This is a genomic window from Nodosilinea sp. FACHB-141, assembly GCF_014696135.1.
GTDB lineage: Bacteria > Cyanobacteriota > Cyanobacteriia > Phormidesmidales > Phormidesmidaceae > Nodosilinea.
The window spans coordinates 87215-108796 of record NZ_JACJPP010000022.1 but is presented as its reverse complement, the minus strand read 5'-3'; the positions used below and the strand labels follow the sequence as shown (position 1 = coordinate 108796).

13 protein-coding genes are annotated in these 21582 nt (G+C 54.6%); 5 read left to right on the top strand and 8 right to left on the bottom strand.

Translation table 11 applies throughout. From position 1 onward, the window contains the following. Nucleotides 1-13 precede the first annotated feature (13 nt). The 4 genes from H6F59_RS22840 to H6F59_RS22825 all read right to left on the bottom strand — a co-directional run bounded on the left by H6F59_RS22840 (nucleotide 14) and on the right by H6F59_RS22825 (nucleotide 3346). Nucleotides 14-889 (bottom strand): DUF2267 domain-containing protein, encoded by an 876-nt coding sequence (locus H6F59_RS22840; RefSeq protein ID WP_190706170.1) that lies wholly within the window; start codon nucleotides 887-889, stop codon nucleotides 14-16. A 73-nt stretch (nucleotides 890-962) separates the two neighbouring features. Beyond that, entirely contained in the window at nucleotides 963-1253 is a 291-nt protein-coding gene (locus H6F59_RS22835) for a hypothetical protein (RefSeq protein ID WP_190520053.1), read from the bottom strand. Nucleotides 1254-1597: 344 nt separating this feature from the next. Further along, the gene (locus H6F59_RS22830) at nucleotides 1598-2305 is read right to left on the bottom strand and encodes a bacteriorhodopsin (RefSeq protein WP_190706167.1); all 708 of its coding nucleotides are present in this window, start codon (nucleotides 2303-2305) and stop codon (nucleotides 1598-1600) included. Nucleotides 2306-2425: 120 nt separating this feature from the next. Then, the gene (locus H6F59_RS22825; RefSeq protein WP_190706164.1) at nucleotides 2426-3346 is read right to left on the bottom strand and encodes an HD domain-containing protein; all 921 of its coding nucleotides are present in this window, start codon (nucleotides 3344-3346) and stop codon (nucleotides 2426-2428) included. 443 nt (nucleotides 3347-3789) lie between these two features. Here H6F59_RS22825 and H6F59_RS22820 point away from each other — a divergent pair, with 443 nt between their 5' ends. Together H6F59_RS22820 and H6F59_RS22815 are read left to right on the top strand one after the other, a co-directional pair. Then, nucleotides 3790-4371 carry a hypothetical protein gene (locus tag H6F59_RS22820; protein WP_190706161.1) on the top strand — a complete coding sequence of 194 codons (582 nt, stop codon included), beginning with the start codon at nucleotides 3790-3792 and terminating at the stop codon, nucleotides 4369-4371. A gap of 359 nt (nucleotides 4372-4730) precedes the next feature. After that, a complete protein-coding gene (locus H6F59_RS22815) occupies nucleotides 4731-9020 on the top strand; it encodes a PAS domain-containing protein (protein WP_190706158.1) in 4290 nt (1429 codons plus the stop codon). Between the two features lie 380 nt (nucleotides 9021-9400). Here H6F59_RS22815 and H6F59_RS22810 read toward each other — a convergent pair whose 3' ends face one another. Next, complete coding sequence (locus H6F59_RS22810) at nucleotides 9401-11047, bottom strand: alpha-amylase family protein (protein WP_190706155.1); 1647 nt, start codon at nucleotides 11045-11047, stop codon at nucleotides 9401-9403. Nucleotides 11048-11168: 121 nt separating this feature from the next. After that, the gene (locus H6F59_RS22805; RefSeq protein ID WP_190706152.1) at nucleotides 11169-12128 is read right to left on the bottom strand and encodes a TIGR03885 family FMN-dependent LLM class oxidoreductase; all 960 of its coding nucleotides are present in this window, start codon (nucleotides 12126-12128) and stop codon (nucleotides 11169-11171) included. Nucleotides 12129-12486: 358 nt separating this feature from the next. Between H6F59_RS22805 and H6F59_RS22800 the strand changes: the two genes are divergently transcribed. The 3 genes from H6F59_RS22800 to H6F59_RS22790 all read left to right on the top strand — a co-directional run bounded on the left by H6F59_RS22800 (nucleotide 12487) and on the right by H6F59_RS22790 (nucleotide 16174). Then, on the top strand, nucleotides 12487-13845 hold the full coding sequence (locus H6F59_RS22800) for a histidine phosphatase family protein (RefSeq protein WP_190706667.1): 1359 nt from the start codon (nucleotides 12487-12489) through the stop codon (nucleotides 13843-13845). Next, nucleotides 13842-15140: a dihydroorotase gene (locus H6F59_RS22795; RefSeq protein WP_313887293.1), complete on the top strand. Its 1299-nt coding sequence runs from the start codon at nucleotides 13842-13844 to the stop codon at nucleotides 15138-15140. Before H6F59_RS22800 ends, H6F59_RS22795 begins: the two co-directional genes overlap by 4 nt. A 410-nt stretch (nucleotides 15141-15550) precedes the next feature. Next, nucleotides 15551-16174, top strand: coding sequence for a hypothetical protein (locus H6F59_RS22790; RefSeq protein WP_190706149.1), 624 nt, complete (start codon nucleotides 15551-15553; stop codon nucleotides 16172-16174). A gap of 129 nt (nucleotides 16175-16303) precedes the next feature. Here H6F59_RS22790 and H6F59_RS22785 read toward each other — a convergent pair whose 3' ends face one another. Both H6F59_RS22785 and H6F59_RS22780 read right to left on the bottom strand, forming a co-directional pair. Continuing rightward, nucleotides 16304-16669, bottom strand: a complete 366-nt coding sequence (locus H6F59_RS22785) for a hypothetical protein (RefSeq protein WP_190706146.1) — start codon at nucleotides 16667-16669, stop codon at nucleotides 16304-16306. A 532-nt stretch (nucleotides 16670-17201) separates the two neighbouring features. Beyond that, a complete protein-coding gene (locus tag H6F59_RS22780; protein WP_190706143.1) occupies nucleotides 17202-21542 on the bottom strand; it encodes an AAA-like domain-containing protein in 4341 nt (1446 codons plus the stop codon). Nucleotides 21543-21582: the final 40 nt, after the last annotated feature.

The following is a 21582-nucleotide window of genomic DNA, read 5'->3' as shown; positions in this document are numbered from 1 at the left end:
TGCGACCATAGCACTAGGCCGCTTGCCAAATTTCGCGCACTTTACCTTCTGGCAGCCACTCGGCAACTGCCTGAATGCGCTCCTGGGACAGCTCATCTTTGGTGGCTGAAAACACGGCGGAAACCACAATTTCCGCATTCACCGTCTTCGGCACACCGGCTTCGTTATCCACCCGCGTCAAAAACAGCTTAGAGTCGATGCCCAGAGGAGCTGGCCCTTTTAGAGGCGGACGGATACGGCTCAAAAAGCCGACAATGGGGTTTCTGTCTTTCCAGAGGTCAGATACCTCCATTTGCAGAGCTTTTTCGTCGGTGGGTAGTGCATCGTTGTGCAACTCGTCCGCTATGCGATCGGCTTCAGCGGTGGTCATTACGTCGCGCATTACCCGAAAGACGGTCTCGGTAATATCGCGAGCATCGTAGATATCAGGCAGACCGCCCTTGATTTTGACCTTCTCTAAGAAAGGCGAGTGCTCGTTGAGCAATGGCACTGCTGGCCCTTTGTCCATATCTTTAGGAGGGTTTTGCTCCATGTCTTCTAGCATGCGCTGACCCTTTTCAGTCAGCGTAGCTCGCTTAAACTCAATTAGGTGAGGCAGGGGACCGTCTGCGGCACCATAAGTGTTGGCCACACGAAATCCTACCTCGTCTGAATCTACTACGCTAGGCACATCTTCTTGATTGGCATAGGCATTGCCGCTAAATTCGGCTTTGATATACTGCCTCTGATTCAGATAGTCTAGGTGTCCCAGTAGATCGGACTCAGTCAATCCTAGACCAGTAAAATCGGTAGAAGAAAAATCAATGTCTCCCTGCTGATTTTCTTGATTAAATTCGTTGACCTTGCTGAGGATGATAAACACCACATCATCTCGAATAGAAATTGGCATAGCGCCTCCTTAGTAACTTTTGAGTGAATAGAAAGTTCTATTTGGTAACGTTGCTACCCATGAAGGCTGAGCGCTACTCTTCGACGTACATAGGGGGTTCAACGGCAAAGTTGTCAATCCTGCCGGACTCATCGATGACGAAGCCATGGGAGGTTGGTAGAGTTCCCTCTTCTTGGGCGGCGTAGTCTGCTATTTGCTGCCGATTTTTCTCCACATCGACATTAGATGGAATCACTTCATCAGCAGGGTTGACGTTGGTTGACTGAGCCGTTTGCACAGCCCACTGATTGCCAGGAGCCCCACGGCCCGGTTCGGCCTCTTTAGGATTGCCAACTTGGTTAGAGCGGTTATTTTGGTCAGTCATGGTAATTAAGTAGTGATTACAGCCGTCGCAGGGCAAAGACCCGTCATGATTAGCTGCGATCGCCCGATCTATAACAACTGCGACATTTCTAAAGAGATGTTAACGTGGCTATCATAAAGCCCAGCACTGTCATTAGGAGCAGATCACAGTTTGGCTAACCTCATCCCTTAGCAAGATTGTGATCTGCGATCGCGCCTAGCTCTGCAAACCATCCCTCGCAAAAATGCAGTGAATTGAATAGGTAACTGTTATTTTGAAGCAATTTCTTTAGAGCCAACTAAAGTGACTTTCTGTCGATACCCATCCCAAGTATCGGCAGGAAGTCAATTACTAAAACTCGCCCTTTATCGCAGCGAAGCCGTGGGTTCTAAATCTTTTGTAGCAGCGCCAATATGCTCAATTTTGCTATAGGTGTTGAGCGAGAGCAGGCCGAAGCCAACCTTAGACGAGATATCTAAGATTGTGTAGAACATAGTTTCAAAATCCTGGCCAATGGCGTCAATACCAGTGGGAGCTAAAATCCAAACGATTGGGTAAGCCGTCCAGAGAATTAAATGAACAGCAACTAGCTGGCCAAAAACCTTCTTGGTACGGGGGCGATTGCGCTCGGCCTCGTGCCTAAAGGGCACCAACAGGAGGTAGACGGCAGCCAAATATGCTGCACAGCTGACGACATACCAAATGTAGTTGATAGGGTCAGGGGAGAGGGCTCCCGCCAGCCCGGTCGCAATCATAAAGGCGTTGGTTCCTAGCAAACTGCCGGTCAGCGTCAGGCTAGTGTGGCCTAAAAAGGCAAAGATCAGCAGCAGCAGCGGCGTAGACAGTGACCAGGTAATGTAGCGCACCCAAACCGTGGGGCGATCGTTGAGCATGAGCTGACCTTGGCCCAGCGCCATAGATAGATACAAAGCACTAGCAATCAAGCAGATAAAGAAGCTGAGGGTATACAGCTTTCTCCAGCCTTCGGTCTTAGCGCTGTGGGCACCAAAGCCAAAGAATGCAGCGCCCAGCGCCATAGAACCTACTCCAATCCAAAGCCATGTTTGAGCCATGTAGTTGCGATCGCCCTGATCAATTCGTCAACACTGTCTCAGAACTGCCGCTAGAGCGATATGGTTCTGTGGATAGATTTTGCGACACCCAAGCTAGCTAATCGAAAAATGATCCCAGGTCTACAAGCCATAGCCGAGGTTGTCGGTAAGGCAAAAGGGCAAAACTTTTTGGCTAGCGGCCTGCTGTTTTAAGCCTGCTGAACCCGTCTCAGACAACGACTGCTCTAGCTCCACCAGATACACGTTGGTAAAGAGGCGAGCAATCACCTCGCGCCCTTGGGCCGTTACGGCTAAGTACCGAAGCGCTGCTTGAATGAATGGATACACCACATACCAATAGAAGTGGGGATAGTTAGCCCGCAAATCGGCCACAGACTTATATCCCAGCGCGGTATTCGTTCCTGTTTCTGCAAATTCGCAAAATAGAGATGAGAGCTTCTTGAGGTAATCGGAATCGCTTAGCTGCCCCAGCAGGTCAGCAGCTCGGCATAGCCCCGGCAAATCGTTGGTGGTTTGATATTTAGACTCGGGCGGCACAGGAAACCGGGTGTGTTCGATGCAATCTACGACAACATCAACATCGGCTAGGGACTGTTCTGCCAGCCGATGGCGGACAAACCTCTGGCTCCGGCTCACGTGGTAAGGGGTCAAACTAGCATCCGTTGAGCGAGATGATAACGCTACCCAGCCGTCTCCCTGTCCGGTGACAAAGTGATTGATCGTCTTGTTGTCGCCAGGGCAAATACCTTTTACATAGCCAATGTCATGGCAGAGCAGAGCGACCATGGCGTTGAGCCAGTCTTGGGGAGTTAGGTCGTGGTGTTGCAGATAGCGCCCTGCTAAAATCGTCTGCCCCACCAACATCACTTGCAGAGTGTGGTCAGCGTTGTGATAGGGAGCATCAGTGCCTTGCAGGTAGGAGATAATCTCGTTGGCCAGCGTCGTAAAAGATTGCCAATAGCTCAGCGCAGTACAGCCAAACATGGTGCTGTAGCTCTCCCAAAGCCGGCTTTCTACAGACTTAAAAAGATTTTGAGACATGATTTCCCTCCATTCATTCAATGCATAGTTAACCGAGTCGAGTTGGCACCCTAGGGAGAGAGAACATAAACACAATGTTCCTGCTTAAAACAATTTAATCAACCATAAAAACTCATTACTTGAGCGAAAATTTCCAGCAATAATCTTGCCTTAGAAAACCGTCATAAAAACCAACTGACTGCTGCAAACCTCTTAAAAACTCAGAGTTTCTCAATAACAGACGAGGTTTTTGTCAGACTTAGATAAAGTTTAGCCAAATACATAGGGCCTGAGTGTGATTTTTATGATTCCACAAACCCGTATTATCACTCTTGAGTGTGATCTGGATCAGCTTTGAACATATTTGCCAGACCTAGAATGATGCATAAATTTCAGCCCCCGTCGCTTTTCTACCAACCAAGAAGGAGCGAATTCCTTTTCATGCAGTTCAAGAGGTATTCGTAATGCAAGATAGATTAAAGACACTCAATCCAGAAGAAATTACACCTCAGGCTGCGCTCATATTTGTCGACAATGCTCTTTACAACACTGAAGGAAGACGCCTTAACGATTTAGAAAGCCGCATATTTCTCGGCTCTTGGGAAGGAAAAACCTATGAAGAGATTCACCCGCTCAATCCTGAGTATGTTGAGAAATCGGTGGGCTATAAGCTTTGGAAAAAGCTGTCGATCGCCCTAGGTGAAAAGGTCAGCAAAAAGCGCATCCGCGGCGCGGTGATGCGTCATTATCGCGGCACAGACAGCCTTTTATCTGCCAAAGACTGGGCCAAAGAGGCGAAATGTGTAACCATCTGGCAGGGTCAATCCCCTTCAAGTGATCCACTGCTGATGCAGACATTAAAAGGTTGCTTTGAGAGCCTAGGCTACCAGGTGCACTTTAACGTCAGCGAGCACAGCTCAGCAAAGTTGAGCTTATCGCCACTCAACAACCTAACTTGGGCTGAGGTGCATTATGACGATGTACTAGTGATCACAGTTTCAGATAGAGAAGCTGCAACTAATGAAGTCGCCATTGCGGGCAATTGAGGCAGCAGACGCTTTAGCTATGGGCTCTGCCGCTGCTAGACGGTGCTCAAACCACAGTGATGACCCGCTCCACCAGCCGCTATAGTACTGCCCTAAGTATTTATTCCCTTAGACATATTCCTGGTGTCGTAGTAGACAATATAAGATCCCTTCAGCAATTTGCACCCATCGCCCTATTTTTGGGGTTCACAGCTTTTTTGGGGGCTGCGCTTGTCTAACAGCTAGCGGTTGCAATGGGCGATCGCTCCTTGCAACGGGGCCAATTCAAGGTTTGCACCATCAGTCTTGTTATGACACCCCCAGAGCGAACAGTTCTATTGGTCAGTAGCTCGCCTGGACAGGCTGATCGCTTGAGGCACATGCTGCAGCCCGAGGCAGCTTTCTCCTACCGGGTAGTTGGCCCCTCTGGTAATGGCCAGGTAAGCCAAGACCAGCTGCTACAGGTCGATAGCATTTTGCTTGACCTTTACCCCTCAGATGGGGATGGCGGAGACCGGCTCAAGCAGCTGCAACAGTCGTGGGGAGAAGCTGCGCCCATAGTTGTTGTAGGCGAGAACAATCTTAAAACGGCTGTGGCAACCCTCAAAGCTGGAGCTGCCGACTATTTAGTGAGAGATCAGCTCACCCCCGAGGCGCTAAGTTTAGCGCTGCGATCGGCGATACCTGAAGGGAGCGCTAAACCTAGCGCCTCAGCAAACTTAAACCATCAGCCCAGCACCACCTCGCTCGAAGCCGCACTTGCGAACCCCCAGCCTCCTTACGCAGCGCTGGTCGCCGCCCTGCCGCAAATTGTGTGGATAGCCGATCGCACAGGGGCCATCAACTACTGGAACCAGCGTTGGTATGAGTACACTGGCCGCAATGCAGCCGAGTCGATGGAGGTGGCTGGTGCTGGCTGCCAACCCCACGACTATGACCCCACCCTGCTCAGGTGGACCGAAGCGATGGCCGCAGGCCAGACCTTTGCCATCGAGCACCGTCTGCGCCGCCACGATGGTGTTTATCGCTGGGTGATGAACCGGGGTGTGCCCACCCACGACCCCGACGGACAGCTCACGGGCTGGGTGGGCACCATGATCGATATCGATGACCAGAAGTACCTAGAGGAGCGCTTTCAGCTCGTTGTTCAAGCGGTGAATGGGCTGGTGTTTGACGTCAGCAAGGTGAGCCTAGACGGGGACGATCGCGTCTACCGCTCTGAGCAACTGTTCGATCTAGTTGGGGTGCCTGCCGCCGAGGCCCCACCCACATCGCGGTGGTGGGAAGATCGCATTCATCCGGACGATCGGGCACGACTGCGCCACCGCATGCTGGAGCTCTTCGCCAGCTCTAGCCAGCTCTATGAATTAGACTACCGGATTCGCCACGAGGAGGATCGCTGGGTCGATGTCTGGGAGCGGGGCTGCCTGGTGCGCGATGAGCAGGGGCAGGTGGTGCGCGTGGTGGGTTCTACAGTCGATATCAGCCAGCAGCAGGCGGCCCTGCGCGATCGCAACCAGGCTGAACTGCAGCTGCGCAAAGCCCTAATTCAGCTAGAAGCGGCTCTCTCTGCCGGGTCGGTCTACACCTGGTGCTGGAGTATTCGCAAAAATCGGGTGGTGGCCAACCGCAGCTTTGCCCAACTGCTTGGCCTTGACCCCGAGCGCGTTGCTGCCGGGGTGCGTCTGGAGAAGTTTATCGCCATCATTCACCCGGACGACCGGGAGCGGGTAGCGGCAGCTATTGACCAGGCGATCGCCACTGGAGACAGCTGTGCCGCCGAGTTTCGCATCTGCAATCCCCAGGGTGAGGAGCGTTGGGTAATTGCGCGCGGGCAGGCTGAATACGACAGCGAGGGCAATGCCGTGATTTTTCCCGGTGCACTGGCCGACATTAGCGATCGCAAGCGCGTTGAAATCGCCCTAAAGCAAAAAAATCAGGAGGCTGAAGCCAGCCAACGCACCCTCGATGCCTTGATGGCCTACATTCCCGAAGGCATTACCATCGCCGATGCGCCCGATGTGCGCGTTCGCCAAGTCAGCCGCTACGGGCAACAGTTGACTGGGCGCCCCTTAGAAGAAGTGGAGGGCCTGCCCGCCGCCGCCCATCCAAAAGCATGGCAGGTTTTTTCCCCCGACGGCAGCCTCGCCACCCCCGAAGCGCTGCCCCTCACCCGCGCCGTGCAAAACGGTGAGGTCATTACCAACGAGGAATGGCTACTGCAAACCGCGGCTGGGCAAAGACTGGTGCTGTTGTGCAACGCTGGCCCAATTTACAACCAGGAGGGCACGATCACTGGCGGCATTATCGCCTGGCGAGACATCACCGAGTTCAAGCAAACCGAAATTGCCCTACAACGCCACCAGGAACACCTAAATCTGGCTATGGCAGCCGCCCGCATGGGCAGCTGGGACTGGGATATTCAGCTTGATGTGGTGCAGTTTTCTGACAACGTAAAACGCCTATTTGACCTCGATCGCGATCGCGACGACTGCTACGAAAGCGTCATGGCTATGGTTCACCCCGACGATTTACCTCGGGTTGAGCGCGCGCTGCATGACGCGGTTCATAAACAGGCCGAGTACAATGTTGAGTTACGGGTCATCAGGTCCGATGGCACGGTGTGCTGGATCTTGAGCTTAGGGCGGGTTTTCTATAGCGCTATGGGCATTCCGCTTAATATGACGGGCATTGATATCGACATTACCGATCGCAAGCAGGCCGAGCTAGCCCTGCAACAGACCACCGAACGGCTCAATGTTGCCCTCAAGAGCGCGCCGATTAGCCTGTTTAACCAAGACCTTGACCTGCGCTACACCTGGATCTACAACCCTACCCACGATCTAGATAAAGACCAGGTGATCGGCCAGCGCGACGAAGATCTGGCATCGCCCGAGACGGCGGCCCGCTTGACCTACCTTAAGCGCCAGGTCATTACCACCGGCATCGGCCTGCGCGAAGAGGTCAAGGTGGTTGCCAACGGGCAAACCTCCTACTACGACCTCACCATCGACCCCATTCACGATGACCAAAACGCCATTATCGGCGTCACCTGCGCCGCTGTAGACATCAGTGAAAGAGTTCAGATTGCCACCGAACGCCAGCAGGCCACAACGGCCTTGCAGGAGAGTGAAGACTGCCTGCGCATGGCGATCGAGTCGGCCAACATGGGCATTTGGGACTGGAACCTACTCACTAATCAGCTGAACTGGGACACGGGCTGTAAAGCTATATTTGGCCTTCCCCCCGAGGCAGACAGCAGCCCTGAGCGATTTTATGAAGGGGTGCATCCCGACGATCGCGATCGTATCCGACAGGTGATCGCCGAATCGCTTACCCAGGAGACTGGCGGCAACTACGATGTGGAATATCGGGTGATTGGCCTGCAAGACCGGGTAGAACGGTGGGTGCGGGCCAAGGGGCAGACCTATTTTGATGGCGATGGCAACCCCCTGCGCTTTACCGGCACCATTCTCGACATCACTCAGCAAAAGCAGGCCGAAGTCGCCCGCGAACAGCTGCTGTGCCGAGAGCAGGCCGCCCGCGAAGCCGCTGAACGAGCCAACCGTATTAAAGACGAATTTTTGGCAATTTTATCCCACGAGCTGAGGTCACCCCTCAACCCAATTTTGGGCTGGGCCAAGCTGCTGCAAACCAAAAAACTCGATGCGGAGAAAACTGCTCGCGCCCTCGAAACGATTGAGCGCAACGCCAAGTTGCAGACTCAGCTAATCGACGACCTCTTAGACATTGCCAAAATTTTGCGCGGTAAGCTCAAGATCGAACCCGCCTCGGTCGATCCGGTGTTTGTGGTTGAAGCGGCGATCGAAACCGTGCAGGCCGCAGCGGATGCCAAATCCATTCGCATCCAGACCGATTTGCCTGAGATTGGGCCCATTCAGGGCGACGGGGCACGCATTCAGCAGATCATCTGGAACCTGCTGACCAATGCGATCAAATTCACCCCCGAACAGGGCCAGATCACCATTCAGCTAACCCAGGTAGACCACTGGGCCCAGCTTAAGGTCACCGACACCGGCCAGGGGATTCGGCCAGAATTTTTGCCCCACATTTTTGAATCCTTTCGCCAGGCAGACGCCTCGATTACCCGTCAATTTGGTGGTCTGGGCTTGGGTTTGGCGATCGTGCGCTACCTGGCTGAGGCCCACGGCGGCACCATCAGCGCCGACAGCCCCGGCGAGGGCAAAGGGGCCACGTTCACCGTAAGTTTGCCGCTGCTCAACCAGCGCCCCAGCCCACGGAAAATGGCCGCTTTGCCGGGGCAGATTGATCTGACCGGTGTGCGGGTCATCGCCGTAGATGACAACCCTGATGGGCTGGCCTTGCTAACGCTCCTGCTGGGTGAGTATGGGGCAGAGGTGCTCGGTCTCGAATCTGCTGCCGAGGTGCTGAGTAATCTAGCTAGCTTTCAACCCCATGTCTTGGTCAGCGACATTGGCATGCCCGGCATGGATGGCTATGAGCTGCTCCGAAAAATTCGCGCCTTGCCGCCCGAACAAGGAGGGCAGATATCGGCGATCGCCCTCACCGCCTACGTGCGCGAAGAAGACTCCCAAAAAGCGTTAGACAGTGGCTTTCAGCGGCACCTGTCTAAGCCCATCGAACCTGATGCGATCGCTCGGGCCGTCGCCCAACTGGTGCAGTCGTAGTTTTCTTGAACTGGTGCGATCGAGCGGTGCGCACCTACGAGCTTAACAATTTCTGGCTTTAGCAGGTCGGGTAGAGCGTAGCGGCACCCGCCAGGGGCGTTGCTGTTGGTGATTTTTTTGGCCCAGTTTGCCCTCTCCCTAAATCCCTCTCCCAAATTGGGAGAGGGACTTTTCAGGATTTTCCGGCTCCCCTCTCCTCCCTGGGAGAGGGGTTGGGGGTGAGGGTCAAACAAGGCATGAGAGCAATTCGCCAACAGCATCCACTCCTTGCGCCCAACTCAAAAGGGCCTTAATTCTTTGATTGGACAAAGCACTAGTGCGATCGGACGGTGCGTCTGCACAAATTGGCAAATTCCCAACAAGTCTCAAAAAAGCGCTCTTTAATCAAAGGAATGCCCCACCTGAAACCAGCGGTAGCCATAGCCGGGCAGGTGAAGATCGTAGCCAGACTCTGAGATCTCCGCCTCCGGCTGATCTTCAAATAGATCGATCAAGCATTTGCCCACGTCATCCTTCAGTGTTAGCGTCGCCTTGCAGTCAGACTGACTGAAATTGTGCACCGCGATCACGGCTTTGCCTCGCCACTCGCAGCGGTGGGCAAAAACGCTGTCATGGCCAGTGTCTAACAGTTGCAATTGGCCCCAGCCAAACTCCGGGCATTCCTTACGTAGGCGAATCGCCCGCTCCATCCAGTTCAACAGCGAATTAGGATTGCGCTGCTGGGTATTGACGTTTAGCTTTCTGTAGCTGTAGTCGCCAGTGGAAACCACCGGCAAAATCACTTGGTCAGCAGGCGCTGTAGAAAACCCACCATTCGGTGCCTTTGACCACTGCATGGGAGTGCGGGCGGGCTTGCGTTCCTCTAGCGACAGATCGTCACCCATACCCAGCTCTTCGCCATAGTTGACCACGGGCGTGCCGGGTAGGGTGAAAAGCAGACTGTAAGTGAGCTTGAGCCGTTGCAGATTGCCGTCGAGCAGCGGCGCAAACCGACGGCGAATGCCCCGATCAAAGATCCACATGGTCTCGCGATCGGGGGCAAAGGCCGCCGCAATTTCATCCTGTTCATCGGAGGAGAGTTTATCTAGACTCAGCTCGTCGTGGTTGCGCACAAAGTTGGCCCACTGCCCGGCGGGCGGCGACGGGGGCAACTCCTTAAAAGCTTGGGCCAAGGGAGCCGCTGATTCTCTAGCGAGGGCCAATACCAAATGTTGGTTGCCCCAAAAGTTAAACAACATCTGCATGCGATCGCCATCGCCAAAATATTTAGGCAACTTTTCCAAAGACTCATTGGCCTCGGCCAGTAAGATGGCATCCCCCCGCCGCCACGACAGAAAATCGCGCAGTTCATTGATATAGATAAAGGGATCTTCGACTTGTTCAAATACGTTGTCGGCCTGGGTTAGCTCAATTAAGAAAGGAGCGGCATCAATGCGAAACCCAGACACCCCGAGTTCCAGCCAGAAGCCCATCATTTTTTTGATTTCTTCTCTGACTTTAGGGTTGGTGATGTTTAAATCTGCCTGGTGACTATAGAACCTGTGAGCATAGTAAGCACCTACCTCAGGTTGATAGGTCCAGGTTGACTTTTGTAAACCGGGGAAAACAATGCCTTCATCAATATCTTCAGGTTTTTTCTTTGACCAGAAATAATAATCTAAATATTTGGAGTTTTTGTCCTTAATCGCCGATTGAAACCAGGGGTGCTGATCAGAGGTATGGTTAACCACTAAATCGATCAGGATACGAATGCCCCGCTCCTTGGCGTGGCGGGCAAACTCAACAAAATCGCCCAGAGAACCCAGCCGAGAATCGACGGTGTAGTAGTCCATCACGTCGTAGCCGTTGTCTTTGTTAGGCGATGGGTAAAAGGGCATCAGCCAAACGCAGGTGATTCCTAGGCCAGCTATGTAGTCTAAACGCTGGGTTAGTCCTACAAAGTCGCCCACCCCATCGCCATCACTATCCATGTAGGTTTCTACATCAAGACAGTACAGAACCGCGTTTTTGTACCAAAGATCTAACATAAGAAACCTGGGTAAACCGATATAAATTTAGTTTTAGGCTACGCTTCGGCTTTTGGCCAAAGCATTAATATGATGGCTTGGGATTTTGTCCCACCCTGAAAACTATTAATTTCCCTCTCAATTATTTGAGAAAAGGCAGAACCTTCTCACCAAAAACTTCAATAAATTGCTGCTGTTCTCGATTGACGTTGTGTAAGGAGATGGTTTCGAAACCCAGTTCTATATCCTTTTGCAACCACTCAATATGCTGCTGGGGGTCAGCCGAAACGCGCACGTATTGGTACATGTCTTCTGGCTTGACGAAGGTGGCCGCGGCATCAAACTGACTAGGAATCCTAAAATCAGACAGCACTTGGCTTTCAAAAATATTGGTGCGCCACTGGTCGTGGGCTCCGTGCAGTGCCGTTTCTTGGTCTTGGGCGTAGGAGAGCTGCACCTTTAAGTACATCGGCTTGTGCTCGCCGCCGCCGCGGCGAAAGGCCTCAACCATCTCCCGCAGTTTGTCATGGGGGTGAGAAATAGTAATTAAGCCGTCGGCCCAACTTCCCACCCACTCAGCGGTTTTAGGGGTAATGGCCGCCCCCATAATGCGGGGCGGGTTGGCGGGGCGGGAGTAGAGTTTGGCCTCTTCTACCTGCACCAGACCGTGGTGGGTAACGGTTTCGCCAGCCCAGAGGGCGCGGATTACATCGACACATTCTTTGAGCCGCGCATTGCGCTCGGCTTTGATTGGCCAGGGCTGGCCGGTAATTGCTTCGTTCATCGCCTGGCCGGTACCCAGGGCAACCCAAAAGCGATCGCTGAACATCTCCCCCAAGGTTGCTGCCGCCTGGGCAATAATGGCGGGATGGTAACGTTGGCCAGGGGCGCAGACAACACCAAAGGGCAGCGAGGTCGCATGCATAGCCGCCCCTAGCCAAGACCAGGCAAAACCGCATTCTCCCTGGCGCTCGCTCCAGGGATGAAAGTGGTCGGAGGAGGTGACGGCGGTAAAGCCAGCCTGTTCTGCTTTTTGAGCCCAGCCCAGCAGCGCGCTGGGGGCAAACTGCTCGTGGGAAGCGTGATAAGCAAATTTCACCATGGATTTATCGCTCAGAGCTGGGTTCTGTCGGGCCGGTCTAACCTGGGATCTATGCCCAACAGTTTTGCAAGAGTGCGATTATTCAACATCTACCAAACGCGGTAATTCGAGGTTTCGGGAGTTAGCTGGCTGCAATGGTTGAATATTGATAACCTTCGGCAGTTCTGCTGGGCGAATAGCTTTGGGGGGTTGAGCATAGGGGCGATCGCATCTACACCGAAATGTCTACCACGCCTGACGGTGCGTTACCGTCTCCATGAACCCAGTTGAGCTAAGTCAAGTACTCTGCAAAGCTGCGGTGCGGCTCCCCAACAGGGTAAAATCTGACGTTGGTTGAGCAACTTGAGAGGACAGACCCCTGAAAACCCGCGTTATTATCGTTCGTCACGGGCAGAGCACCTACAACCAGCTCAAACTCATTCAAGGCCACTGCGACGAGTCAGAGCTGACCCCCGAGGGCGAGGCTCAGGCGCTCCAGGTGGGTCAGGCGTTAGTGGGCATTCCCTTTGATGGGGTATGGGCCAGCCCTCTCAAACGCGCGCGCAAAACCGCTGAGATTATCGCCGCTGAGCTGCGGACACAGATCGCGGGCTTAACCCCCACCTTTACCGACGACCTCAAAGAAATTTGCCTGCCGCTGTGGGAGGGCGTTGCCTTTAGCGAGGCCGAAGCCCAGCACCCCGAGACCTTTCACCAGTGGCGCACCGACCCAGCTAACCTGGTGATGGCGGTGCCCCAAGCAGACGGCACAACGGTTGATTTTTACCCCATTCGCGAGCTGTATCAGCAGGCGGCGCGGTTTTGGCAGGGCTTGCTGGCCGAGCACCAGGGCAAAACCCTGCTCGTGGTCGCCCACAGCGCCATCAACCGAGCGCTGATTAGCACCGCCATTGGACTAGGGCAAGAATATTTCAACAACCTGCACCAGGCCAATTGCAGCATTAGCGTGCTGAACTTTGAGGGGGGCTGGGGCAGCCCGGTACAGGTTGAGGCCATGAACCTGACCAGCCATATGGGGGCACCGCTGCCCGAGATGCGACGTGGTCACAAAGGCCCCCGCATGCTGCTGGTGCGCCACGGCGAAACCGAGTGGAACCGCCAAGGCCGCTTTCAGGGTCAGATCGACGTGCCCCTTAACGACAACGGTCGCGCCCAGGGCGCTAAGGCGGCAGAGTTTCTCAAACCCGTGGCGATCGATGCGGCCTACACCAGCTTTATGGCGCGGCCCAAAGAAACGGCGGAAATCATTTTGCAGCACCACCTGGGGCTGACGCTGCACTCGGTCAACGAGCTGCGAGAGATTAGCCACGGCGAATGGGAAGGGCTCTACGAATCTGAGATCGAGAGCAGCTATCCGGGGCTGCTGGAGCAGTGGCAAAGCGCTCCCGAAACTGTGCAAATGCCGGGGGGCGAGAACCTGGAGGAGGTGTGGATGCGATCGATCGCCGCCTGGAAGGAAATCGTCGCGGCCCACAGCGGTGGCGACGAGGTGCAAACCATTCTCGTTGTCGCTCATGATGCGGTCAACAAGGCGCTGCTCTGCCACGTGCTGGGCATGGGGCCAGAGTTTTTCTGGCGGTTTAAGCAGGGCAATGGCGCAGTCAGCGTGATCGACTACCCTGACGGCATCGATAGCGCCCCGGTGCTGACCGCGGCTAACATTACCATTCACCTGTCGGGCAGCGTGCTCGATAAGACCGCCGCGGGGGCCCTGTGACGGCGGTGCCGGGAACTGGAGCGCAGCTGATTCAGCAGGTGCGAGTGTTGGATGCGGTGACCCAGAGGGATCAGGTCGCCGATGTGCTCGTACAGGATGGCGTGGTGACAGAGATCGCCCCGTCAATCACCGTCATTCCCGCCAGGGCCGAGATGCTCGACGGCCAGGGAAAAATTCTCTTGCCGGGGCTAGTCGATCTCTACAGCCACTCGGGGGAACCGGGCCACGAGCCGAGGGAAACCTTGGAGTCGCTGCTGGCGGCGGGTCAGGCAGGCGGCTTCACCCGGTTGGGCATTTTGCCAAATACGGAGCCTGCGATCGATCACCCAGCAATGGTGGAGAAGCTGCTGGCCCGGCGGGACTCGATCGCGCGTACAAATGCTAGTCTGCCTCACCTGTATCCCTGGGGTGCCCTGACCCAGGGTGCCCAGGGGCAGCAGATGGTGGAGCTGGTGGAGTTGTCCGAGGCTCCGATCGCAGGTTTTGCCGACGGTCGAGCGATTCAGAATTCACTCCTGGTGCAGCGGTTGTTGCAGTACCTGCGACCCTTGGGGAAGCCGGTGGCGCTGTGGAGCTGCGATCGCACCCTGCGAGACAGCGGCGTTGCCCGCGAAGGGCCGTTTTCGCTGATCTACGGCCTGGTGGGCGACCCGGCCAGCTCTGAAACTGCTGCATTGGCGGCACTGCTGGAATGTGTGGCCGAGGTTGGCACCCCTGTGCACCTAATGCGAATTTCGACCGGGCGCGGGGTCGAACTAGTGCGTCAGGCCAAAGAGCGCGGGCTGCCCGTCACCGCCAGCACCACCTGGATGCACCTGCTGTGGAGTGCCAAGGATCTGCACAGCTACGACCCCAACCTGCGATTATCGCCACCGTTGGGAAATCCTGAAGACCAGGCAGCGCTAATTGAGGGAGTGAAGGCGGGGGTGGTGGATGCGATCGCGATCGACCATACCCCCCACACCTACGAAGACAAAACCGTGGGTTTTCCCTCTGCGCCCCCCGGTGCGATCGGCCTGGAGCTAGCGCTGGGGATTTTGTGGGATAGATTTGTCACCCAGGGCGACTGGTCGCCCCTGCAACTGGTTCAAGCACTAAGCACAAACCCGGCAGCGTGCTGGGGCCAAACCCCGCCGACTATCCAGCCCCAGCAGCCTGCGGAAATGATCTTGTTTGACCCTGGCGCGACCTGGACGGTCACGCCTTCAACCCTTTGCTCTCTCTCAGCCAATACCCCCTGGCTAGGGAAAGCGATCCCATGTCGCGTCCTGCGGACTTGGGTGCCGCCGCGTTAGTTGCCGATGGCCTACTCAACCTCAGTTCGGGTTAGGCATAGTTAGCGATGTTCCCCGGCAGCCCTCTCCCCCAGCCCCTCTCCCACGAGGAGAGGGGAGCCGGAAGCGCTCAAAGTCCCTCTCCCTCAGGGAGAGGGGTTTAGGGTGTAGCTTGCTTCCCGCAGGGCGGGCCACAACGCCAGCCAAGCGAAGGTACACAGCGGTTGCGATGCCGGGCTCATTCCGAACTCAGGTTACTCACTTACTCAACCTGACTATTGGATTCACCAGCCTGATGTTGCGTGGGTTATAGCGTTAACGGCAGCGTTCGACAAGGCCTGGTTTGAGGAACGATAGGGCAGAGGCTTTTGCCAGTGAGGCCATCACGGCCTCTCGACAGCGCAAAGGCAACCGCTTTGAGGACCTTGATCATGATGCAACACGAGACCCCGCCAGCTTGGCAGACTGCTTTGTTTCACATCCTGCTGTCGGTGACTTCTGGAGCAACGAGTGTGATGTTTGGTGGCACGATCGCCGCCTTGAGAAACGGGGCCTCTCACGTAACAGAAGCCTGTGGCATAGGCATTGCGGGTTGCGGCTCGTCACAGCACTGGGCTACGTGGAGTGTTGCAGTTGCTGTTCTCTTTTATGCCGGAATCATGAATAGCCTGATTTTGGGGAGCATCCATGGGCCTGCAATGACCTCTACGCGGGGTTCAGACCTGTCATTGGTACTGACTAGATGGATGAGACAGAATCTCGACGCTGCCCAAGCTTCACCCCGCGTCAAGCAGGGGCTGGTATTGAGCTTGCTGCTTGGTGTGCTGGGGGTCATGGCTAGTGCTGCGATCGGGGGAGCCGTTGGTGGGTATGTGTACGGCAACTTCATCACTGGGCTGGGAGCCGCCCATGGGGTTCCTGCTATTGGCTGGCTCTTTGGTATCACGTTTGGCCTGGGTGCTGGTTCATTCGGCGCAATGCTGTTTGGCAGCATTGCAGGAATCGTCTCAGGCGTGATGCTGCGGCGTCAGCCTCGATCGCCCAGGCGGTCTTGAAAGGATATTTGAAAAGTCTTGTTTCTTGTAGCGAAAATGAAGATCCCCCTACTCCCTTTAAATAGGAATCAGGGGGATCAGCAGGGGACCAAAAGCTACAGCAGATCGCTTTTAAACGCCCTCTTAGGGTTAAGCAACATTCATAGTATTGGCGGTGCGGCGAGTGCGCTTTTGGCGGTCAGATTTGCGGCAGCCTCCGGCCATTTCATACTCAGAGCTGTCTTTGCCGTAGCGAACGCCAAAGCCAGAGAGCATGTGGTCGGAAAAATCCATGAGCTTGCGCTCGGCCATGAGCATGTCGTTGTAGGCACCATCTACCATCGACAGCATGCGGTTATAGGCCATGAGCTTTTCTTGCATGGCCAGAATGTGCTCGTCATAGGCGTCCATGGTGTAGCCGTTACCAAAATCGATCGTTCTAGTGACAGACTGCATCCCGGCGATGCGGCGCAGGGCTTTTTCGAGCGCTGGGGAACTTCTCTTTTGTCTAGGCATTTGGGTATCTCCAAAGTTGAAACGGTAAGACTGAGTTTGCAGTCACGGGTAATGGATTTAGCAGTATAAAAGGGCTTTTATGGTTGCTCACAAAAGCGTCATGGCTTACCGTTTCCAAGATGCATCCCTGGAGTTGCGCGGCTCAGTTATTTACCCAATTTAGGCGGCAGAAATGGGCGATCGCTTGAGTAGCCATTCGTAACTGCTAATGTCTCTATTTTTTGCGCTGGCTCTGTGTAGCTACGGAGATTTAGAGCTGAGATGCAAGCCATAGTCGATAATGCCAAGGCGTTTAGTCTAACTGGGTAGGCAATGTGGGCTATTGCTTATGCGTTAGTAACTAATGCTTAAGCAATGCTAATTGTTGGGGCTTGAAGCCTGTGGTTAGTGCGGAGGTGAGGTGAGGTGGGGCTGGCGATCGGCCCAAATATCTGGTCAACCATAGGCATTACTTAAGCGTTAGTTGGTAATGCTTAGGCATTGGTTATAGCGGTGTTCTTACTTTTGAAGAACAGCACTGCTAAAAAGCTGACTACTGAGACTCGTTCCATAGGACAGTGCAAATTTCAGGTTTCTGATTGGGGTAGCTAACGAAGTAATGGCGCAGCCAGTGACAACCTTGGGCAAGCAAATCGTCAAGGCCGTTGTCGATGGGCCAAGCCTCTAACCAACTGCCTCTTGCGGAGGTGAGAATTAAATATTGTCGGTTAAGGATGAAACTGGCACCGTAGCCGGGGTATTCAGCTATGAGGTTGCCATCGCGATTGTAAATGCGAGTAAGGCGCTCTTGCTGTGAAGAGGTGAGGATGCGTTGTCCATCAGTACTGAAGCTAGGGGAACTCCCTTGCAGTTGGTTGAGTTCTCGTCCGTCTCGGAAATAGACCCAGCTGGCATCGTCGACGGATGAAGAGGTGAGGATGCGTTGACCATCGGCACTGAAGCTGGGGAAACTCCCCTGCAGTTGGTTGAGTTCTTGACCGTCTCGGGAATAGACCCAGCTGGCATTTTCGATGAATGAATAAGTGAGGATGCGTTGACCATCGGCACTGAAACTGGGATAACTTCCCTGCAGTTGAAACAGTTCTTGGCCGTCTCGGGAATAGACCCAGCTGGCATTTTCGATGGATGAATAGGTAAGGATATGCTGGCCATCGGCGCTGAAGCTGGGGTAAGTTCCCTGCAGTTGAAACAGTTCTTGGCCGTCTCGGGAATAGATCCAACTAGCATTTTCGTCGTAAAAAGAGGTGGCAACGCGTTGGCCATCGGCACTGAAGGTGGGGTAACTTCCCTGCAGTTGAAACAGTTCTTGGCCGTCTCGGGAATAGATCCAACTAACATCAAAGGTAAGTGAATTAGTGGCAATGCGCTGGCTATCGGCACTGAAGCTGGGGTAGTTTCCTTCTAGCTGGTTGAGTTCTTGACCGTCTCGGGAATAGACCCAACTGGCATCGTCCCTTTCTGAAGAGGTGGCAATGCGCTGGCCGTCGGTACTGAAGCTAGGTAAACGCCCTTGCAGTTGGAATAATTCTTGACCGTCTCGGGAATAGACCCAACTGGCATCGTCCCTTTCTGAATAGGTAGCAATGCGCTGGCTATCAGCACTGAAGCTAGGGGAACGCCCCTGGAGCTGGGAAAGTTCCTGGCCATCTCTGGAATAAACCCAACTGGTATTGGCGCTGGGTAAATAGGTGGTGATACGCTGACCATCGGCACTGAAGCTGGGGGAATGTCCCTGCAGTTGGAACAGTTCCTGCCAATCTCGGGAAGCAACCGAACTGGCATTGTTGTTGCCTGAATCATTGGCAATGCGCTGGCCGTCGGCACTGAAGATAGGGAAACGCCCCTGCAGTTGGAACAGTTCTTGGCCATCTTTGGAATAAACCCAAATGATATTGTCGATATATGAATAGGTGACGATGCGCTGGCCATCGTCACTGAAGCTGGGGTAATTTCCTTGCAGTTGGTTGAGTTCTTGACCGTCTCGAGAATAGAGCCAACTAGCATTGGCGCTTTCTGAAAAGGTGAGGATACGCTGGCCATCGGTACTGAAGCTGGGGAAAATCCCCTGCGGTTGGAATAGCTCTTCACCGTCTCGAGAATAAACCCAACTAGCATTGTCGTTGGATGAATAAGTGGCGATGCGCTCGCCATCAGCACTGAAGCTGGGGGAATGCCCCTGCAGTTGGAACAGCTCTTCGCCGTCTCCAGAATAAACCCAACTAGTATTGTCATTAAATGAATAAGTGGCGATGCGGTCGCCATCGGCACTGAAGCTGGGATAACCCCCCTGTAGCTGAAACAGTTCTTGGCCATCTTTAGAATAAATCCAACTGGCATTGTCCCCTTCTGAATAAGTGGCGATGCGCTGGCCATCAGCACTGAAGTTGGAGAAACTCCCTTGCCGTTGGAACAGTTCTTGGCCGTCTTGAGAATAGAGCCAACTGATATTGTCAAAGTATGAATATGTGGCGATGCGTTGGCCATCAGCACTGAAGCTGGGGGAGTGCCCCTGCAATTGGAACAGTTCTTGGCCGTCTTTGGAATAGACCCAACTGGTATTTTCGTTAGATGAAAAGGTGGTGATGTGCTGGCTATCAGTACTAAAGCTGGGGAAACGCCCCTGTAGTTGGTTGAGTTCTTGGCCGTCTTTGGAATAAACCCAACTAGTATTGTCGTTGGATGAAGATGAATAAGTGGCGATGCGCTCGCCATCGGTGCTGAAGCTGGGGTAACTCCCCTTTAGCTGGAACAGTTCTTGACCATCTTTGGAATAAACCCAACTAGTATTGTCCCATTCTGAATAAGTGGCGATGCGCTGGCCATCAGCACTGAAGTTAGGGTTTCTTCCCTGCAGTTGGTTGATCTGCACTACCTGGTTGACAGTCTGCCGCAAAGCTAAGAATGGGCTGGTAGCAGGGTATTCACTGAGCGTGAGTTGAGCCTTATTGCTAGAACTTGTTTGCACTAGCTGCCTCAACTCTTGCCCCAGGTTCAGCGCTTCCAGCAGCGTCTCAATTTCAAAAAAGCGTTCTGGCTGGTATCTCTGCAGCACTGCCCCCCGACGTTCCAGGCTACCGCCTTGGCGGGCTATGTCCTGGGCCAGTTCGGCTTCTTGTTGCAGTTGTATGGCGTTGTCGGCGGCTTCTTGGGCGGTAGCAGAGGCTTGTCTGGCGGCTTCGGCTCCTTGCAGAGCAATTTGCTGGTCGGCTACAGCCTGCTGTCGCCCTGCTTCTGCCGCTTCTTGTTGCTCTATGGCATCCTGCCGTTCGGCGTTGAGCCGTTGCCGCTCTTTTTGTGCAATCGCAACCTGCCGATTGGCCACTCCCTCACGAATATCAGCCACCCCCACATTGAACCTAGCTTTTATGGCAGAAAAGTTAGCCGTACGTTGCTGCTGTGCAGCATCAATCTCGCTCGCTGTGGCATCGGCCCTGGCCATACGAGCTTCTTTAGTAGCCAAGATGGCAGCTCCTCCTGTGGCACAAGCCAAGATGGCCGCACCAACGAGCAAACGCCTAGCCCGACGATTCGTCGTTCTGGCTTTCTGTAGTTCGAGATCGGCTTCCTGCTGTGCCGCCTCCAAAATCCGGTTTGCTTCCTGTATTGCCCGCTTATCTTTCTTCTCGCTCTCCGTCAAAAACCGATAGTCTACCTCTCCCAGGTTTTTGCCCATCGCCCAGGCCTGGGCATCCTCTAGCGCCTGCCCCCCCAGCAACCGCGACTCATCCCTACCCTCCGAGGCAATCCAGGCAGCAATGGCTTCCCCATAGGGCCGCAGCCCCGCCAACCGCTCCTGCACCCACCCAAGATCAAACACCGACTGGTAAATGCGGTTATACACCCACAGCCGCCCCTGGACTTCTACCACCAGGCCCGACAGCCGCAGCTCGATATAGTTCGGGTCGCCCGTGGCGGCGATACTGCCCTCCCGCAAAATTTGCTGGTAAAGCCCCAACAGGCGTCCAGTGCTGCGCTCATTCCGCAGCAGCCGGTCGCGAATGGTGCGCAGGTGCTCGGGTTCATCCTGGGCTTCCCAATTGTGCAGGATACGGCTGTGCACCAGGCTGGCGATCTTACCGGCTTCCTGCCCTAGGGCAATGGGTGCATTAGCTTCGGCCACCAGGCGACAGAGCTTTTGGGTGAGTAGGGGTTGTCCACCAGTCCAGACTAAAATAGCCGCCATAATGGCGGTAGGGTCTGCCGCCAGGGCCTCTAGCCCTGTGGTCAGCGGCCCAACCTCATCAAGCTGAAAGCCCTTCAGGTCTATGGCCTGGCCAATGTTAAAAGGGGTACGAGTTTTGTCTTGAATCAGGTCTGGAGGCGTGGTGACCCCCAGCAGGGCAAAGGTGAGGCGGCGATAGTCGGCGTTCTCAGCCCGCTGGTTAAAGCAGGCGCGAATTAGGGCAAAGAAGTCGTCTTTGAAGTCAATTCGCAGAATGCTGTCGATTTCATCGATAAAAACCACGATCGGGGCACTCACCTGGGGCAGCAGCACCGTTTCGATAAATTCCCCCAGCCGCTGCACCGGAAACAGGTCGCTGTGGTCGTTCCACCAGGCTTTGGCTTGGCGCAGGCCAAAGCTGCGGGCCAGGCGCTGGGCAATGCCCCAATACCACTGCTCCTGGGTAATGTCTTGACTGCCAATAGAAGTAATGTCGATGACCCCGCAGGCAATGCCCTCGCTTTGCAGGGTCTGCATGGTGTGCACCCGCAGGCTCGATTTGCCCATTTGCCGAGAGTTAAACACATAGCAAAACTCTCCCTGCTTCAGCGCCGTCACAAACTCGCGATCGGCCTGGCGTTCGACATAGGTAGGGGCATCTTTCTCAAGGCTGCCGCCGACCTGGTATTTGTAGGTGTTGGGTGCAGCCATGGTTTACCCCTCAAAACGTCCTAGATCTCCTGTTTGGGCG

What these genes read in the sequence shown, in the direction of transcription:
- H6F59_RS22790 (WP_190706149.1), top strand. Translation starts at nt 15,551, where the DNA reads ATGATGCAACACGAGACCCCGCCAGCTTGGCAGACTGCTTTGTTTCAC.
- H6F59_RS22805 (WP_190706152.1), bottom strand. Translation starts at nt 12,128, where the DNA reads ATGGTGAAATTTGCTTATCACGCTTCCCACGAGCAGTTTGCCCCCAGC.
- H6F59_RS22810 (WP_190706155.1), bottom strand. Translation starts at nt 11,047, where the DNA reads ATGTTAGATCTTTGGTACAAAAACGCGGTTCTGTACTGTCTTGATGTA.
- H6F59_RS22785 (WP_190706146.1), bottom strand. Translation starts at nt 16,669, where the DNA reads ATGCCTAGACAAAAGAGAAGTTCCCCAGCGCTCGAAAAAGCCCTGCGC.
- H6F59_RS22825 (WP_190706164.1), bottom strand. Translation starts at nt 3,346, where the DNA reads ATGTCTCAAAATCTTTTTAAGTCTGTAGAAAGCCGGCTTTGGGAGAGC.
- H6F59_RS22820 (WP_190706161.1), top strand. Translation starts at nt 3,790, where the DNA reads ATGCAAGATAGATTAAAGACACTCAATCCAGAAGAAATTACACCTCAG.
- H6F59_RS22780 (WP_190706143.1), bottom strand. Translation starts at nt 21,542, where the DNA reads ATGGCTGCACCCAACACCTACAAATACCAGGTCGGCGGCAGCCTTGAG.
- H6F59_RS22835 (WP_190520053.1), bottom strand. Translation starts at nt 1,253, where the DNA reads ATGACTGACCAAAATAACCGCTCTAACCAAGTTGGCAATCCTAAAGAG.
- H6F59_RS22815 (WP_190706158.1), top strand. Translation starts at nt 4,731, where the DNA reads ATGCTGCAGCCCGAGGCAGCTTTCTCCTACCGGGTAGTTGGCCCCTCT.
- H6F59_RS22840 (WP_190706170.1), bottom strand. Translation starts at nt 889, where the DNA reads ATGCCAATTTCTATTCGAGATGATGTGGTGTTTATCATCCTCAGCAAG.
- H6F59_RS22830 (WP_190706167.1), bottom strand. Translation starts at nt 2,305, where the DNA reads ATGGCTCAAACATGGCTTTGGATTGGAGTAGGTTCTATGGCGCTGGGC.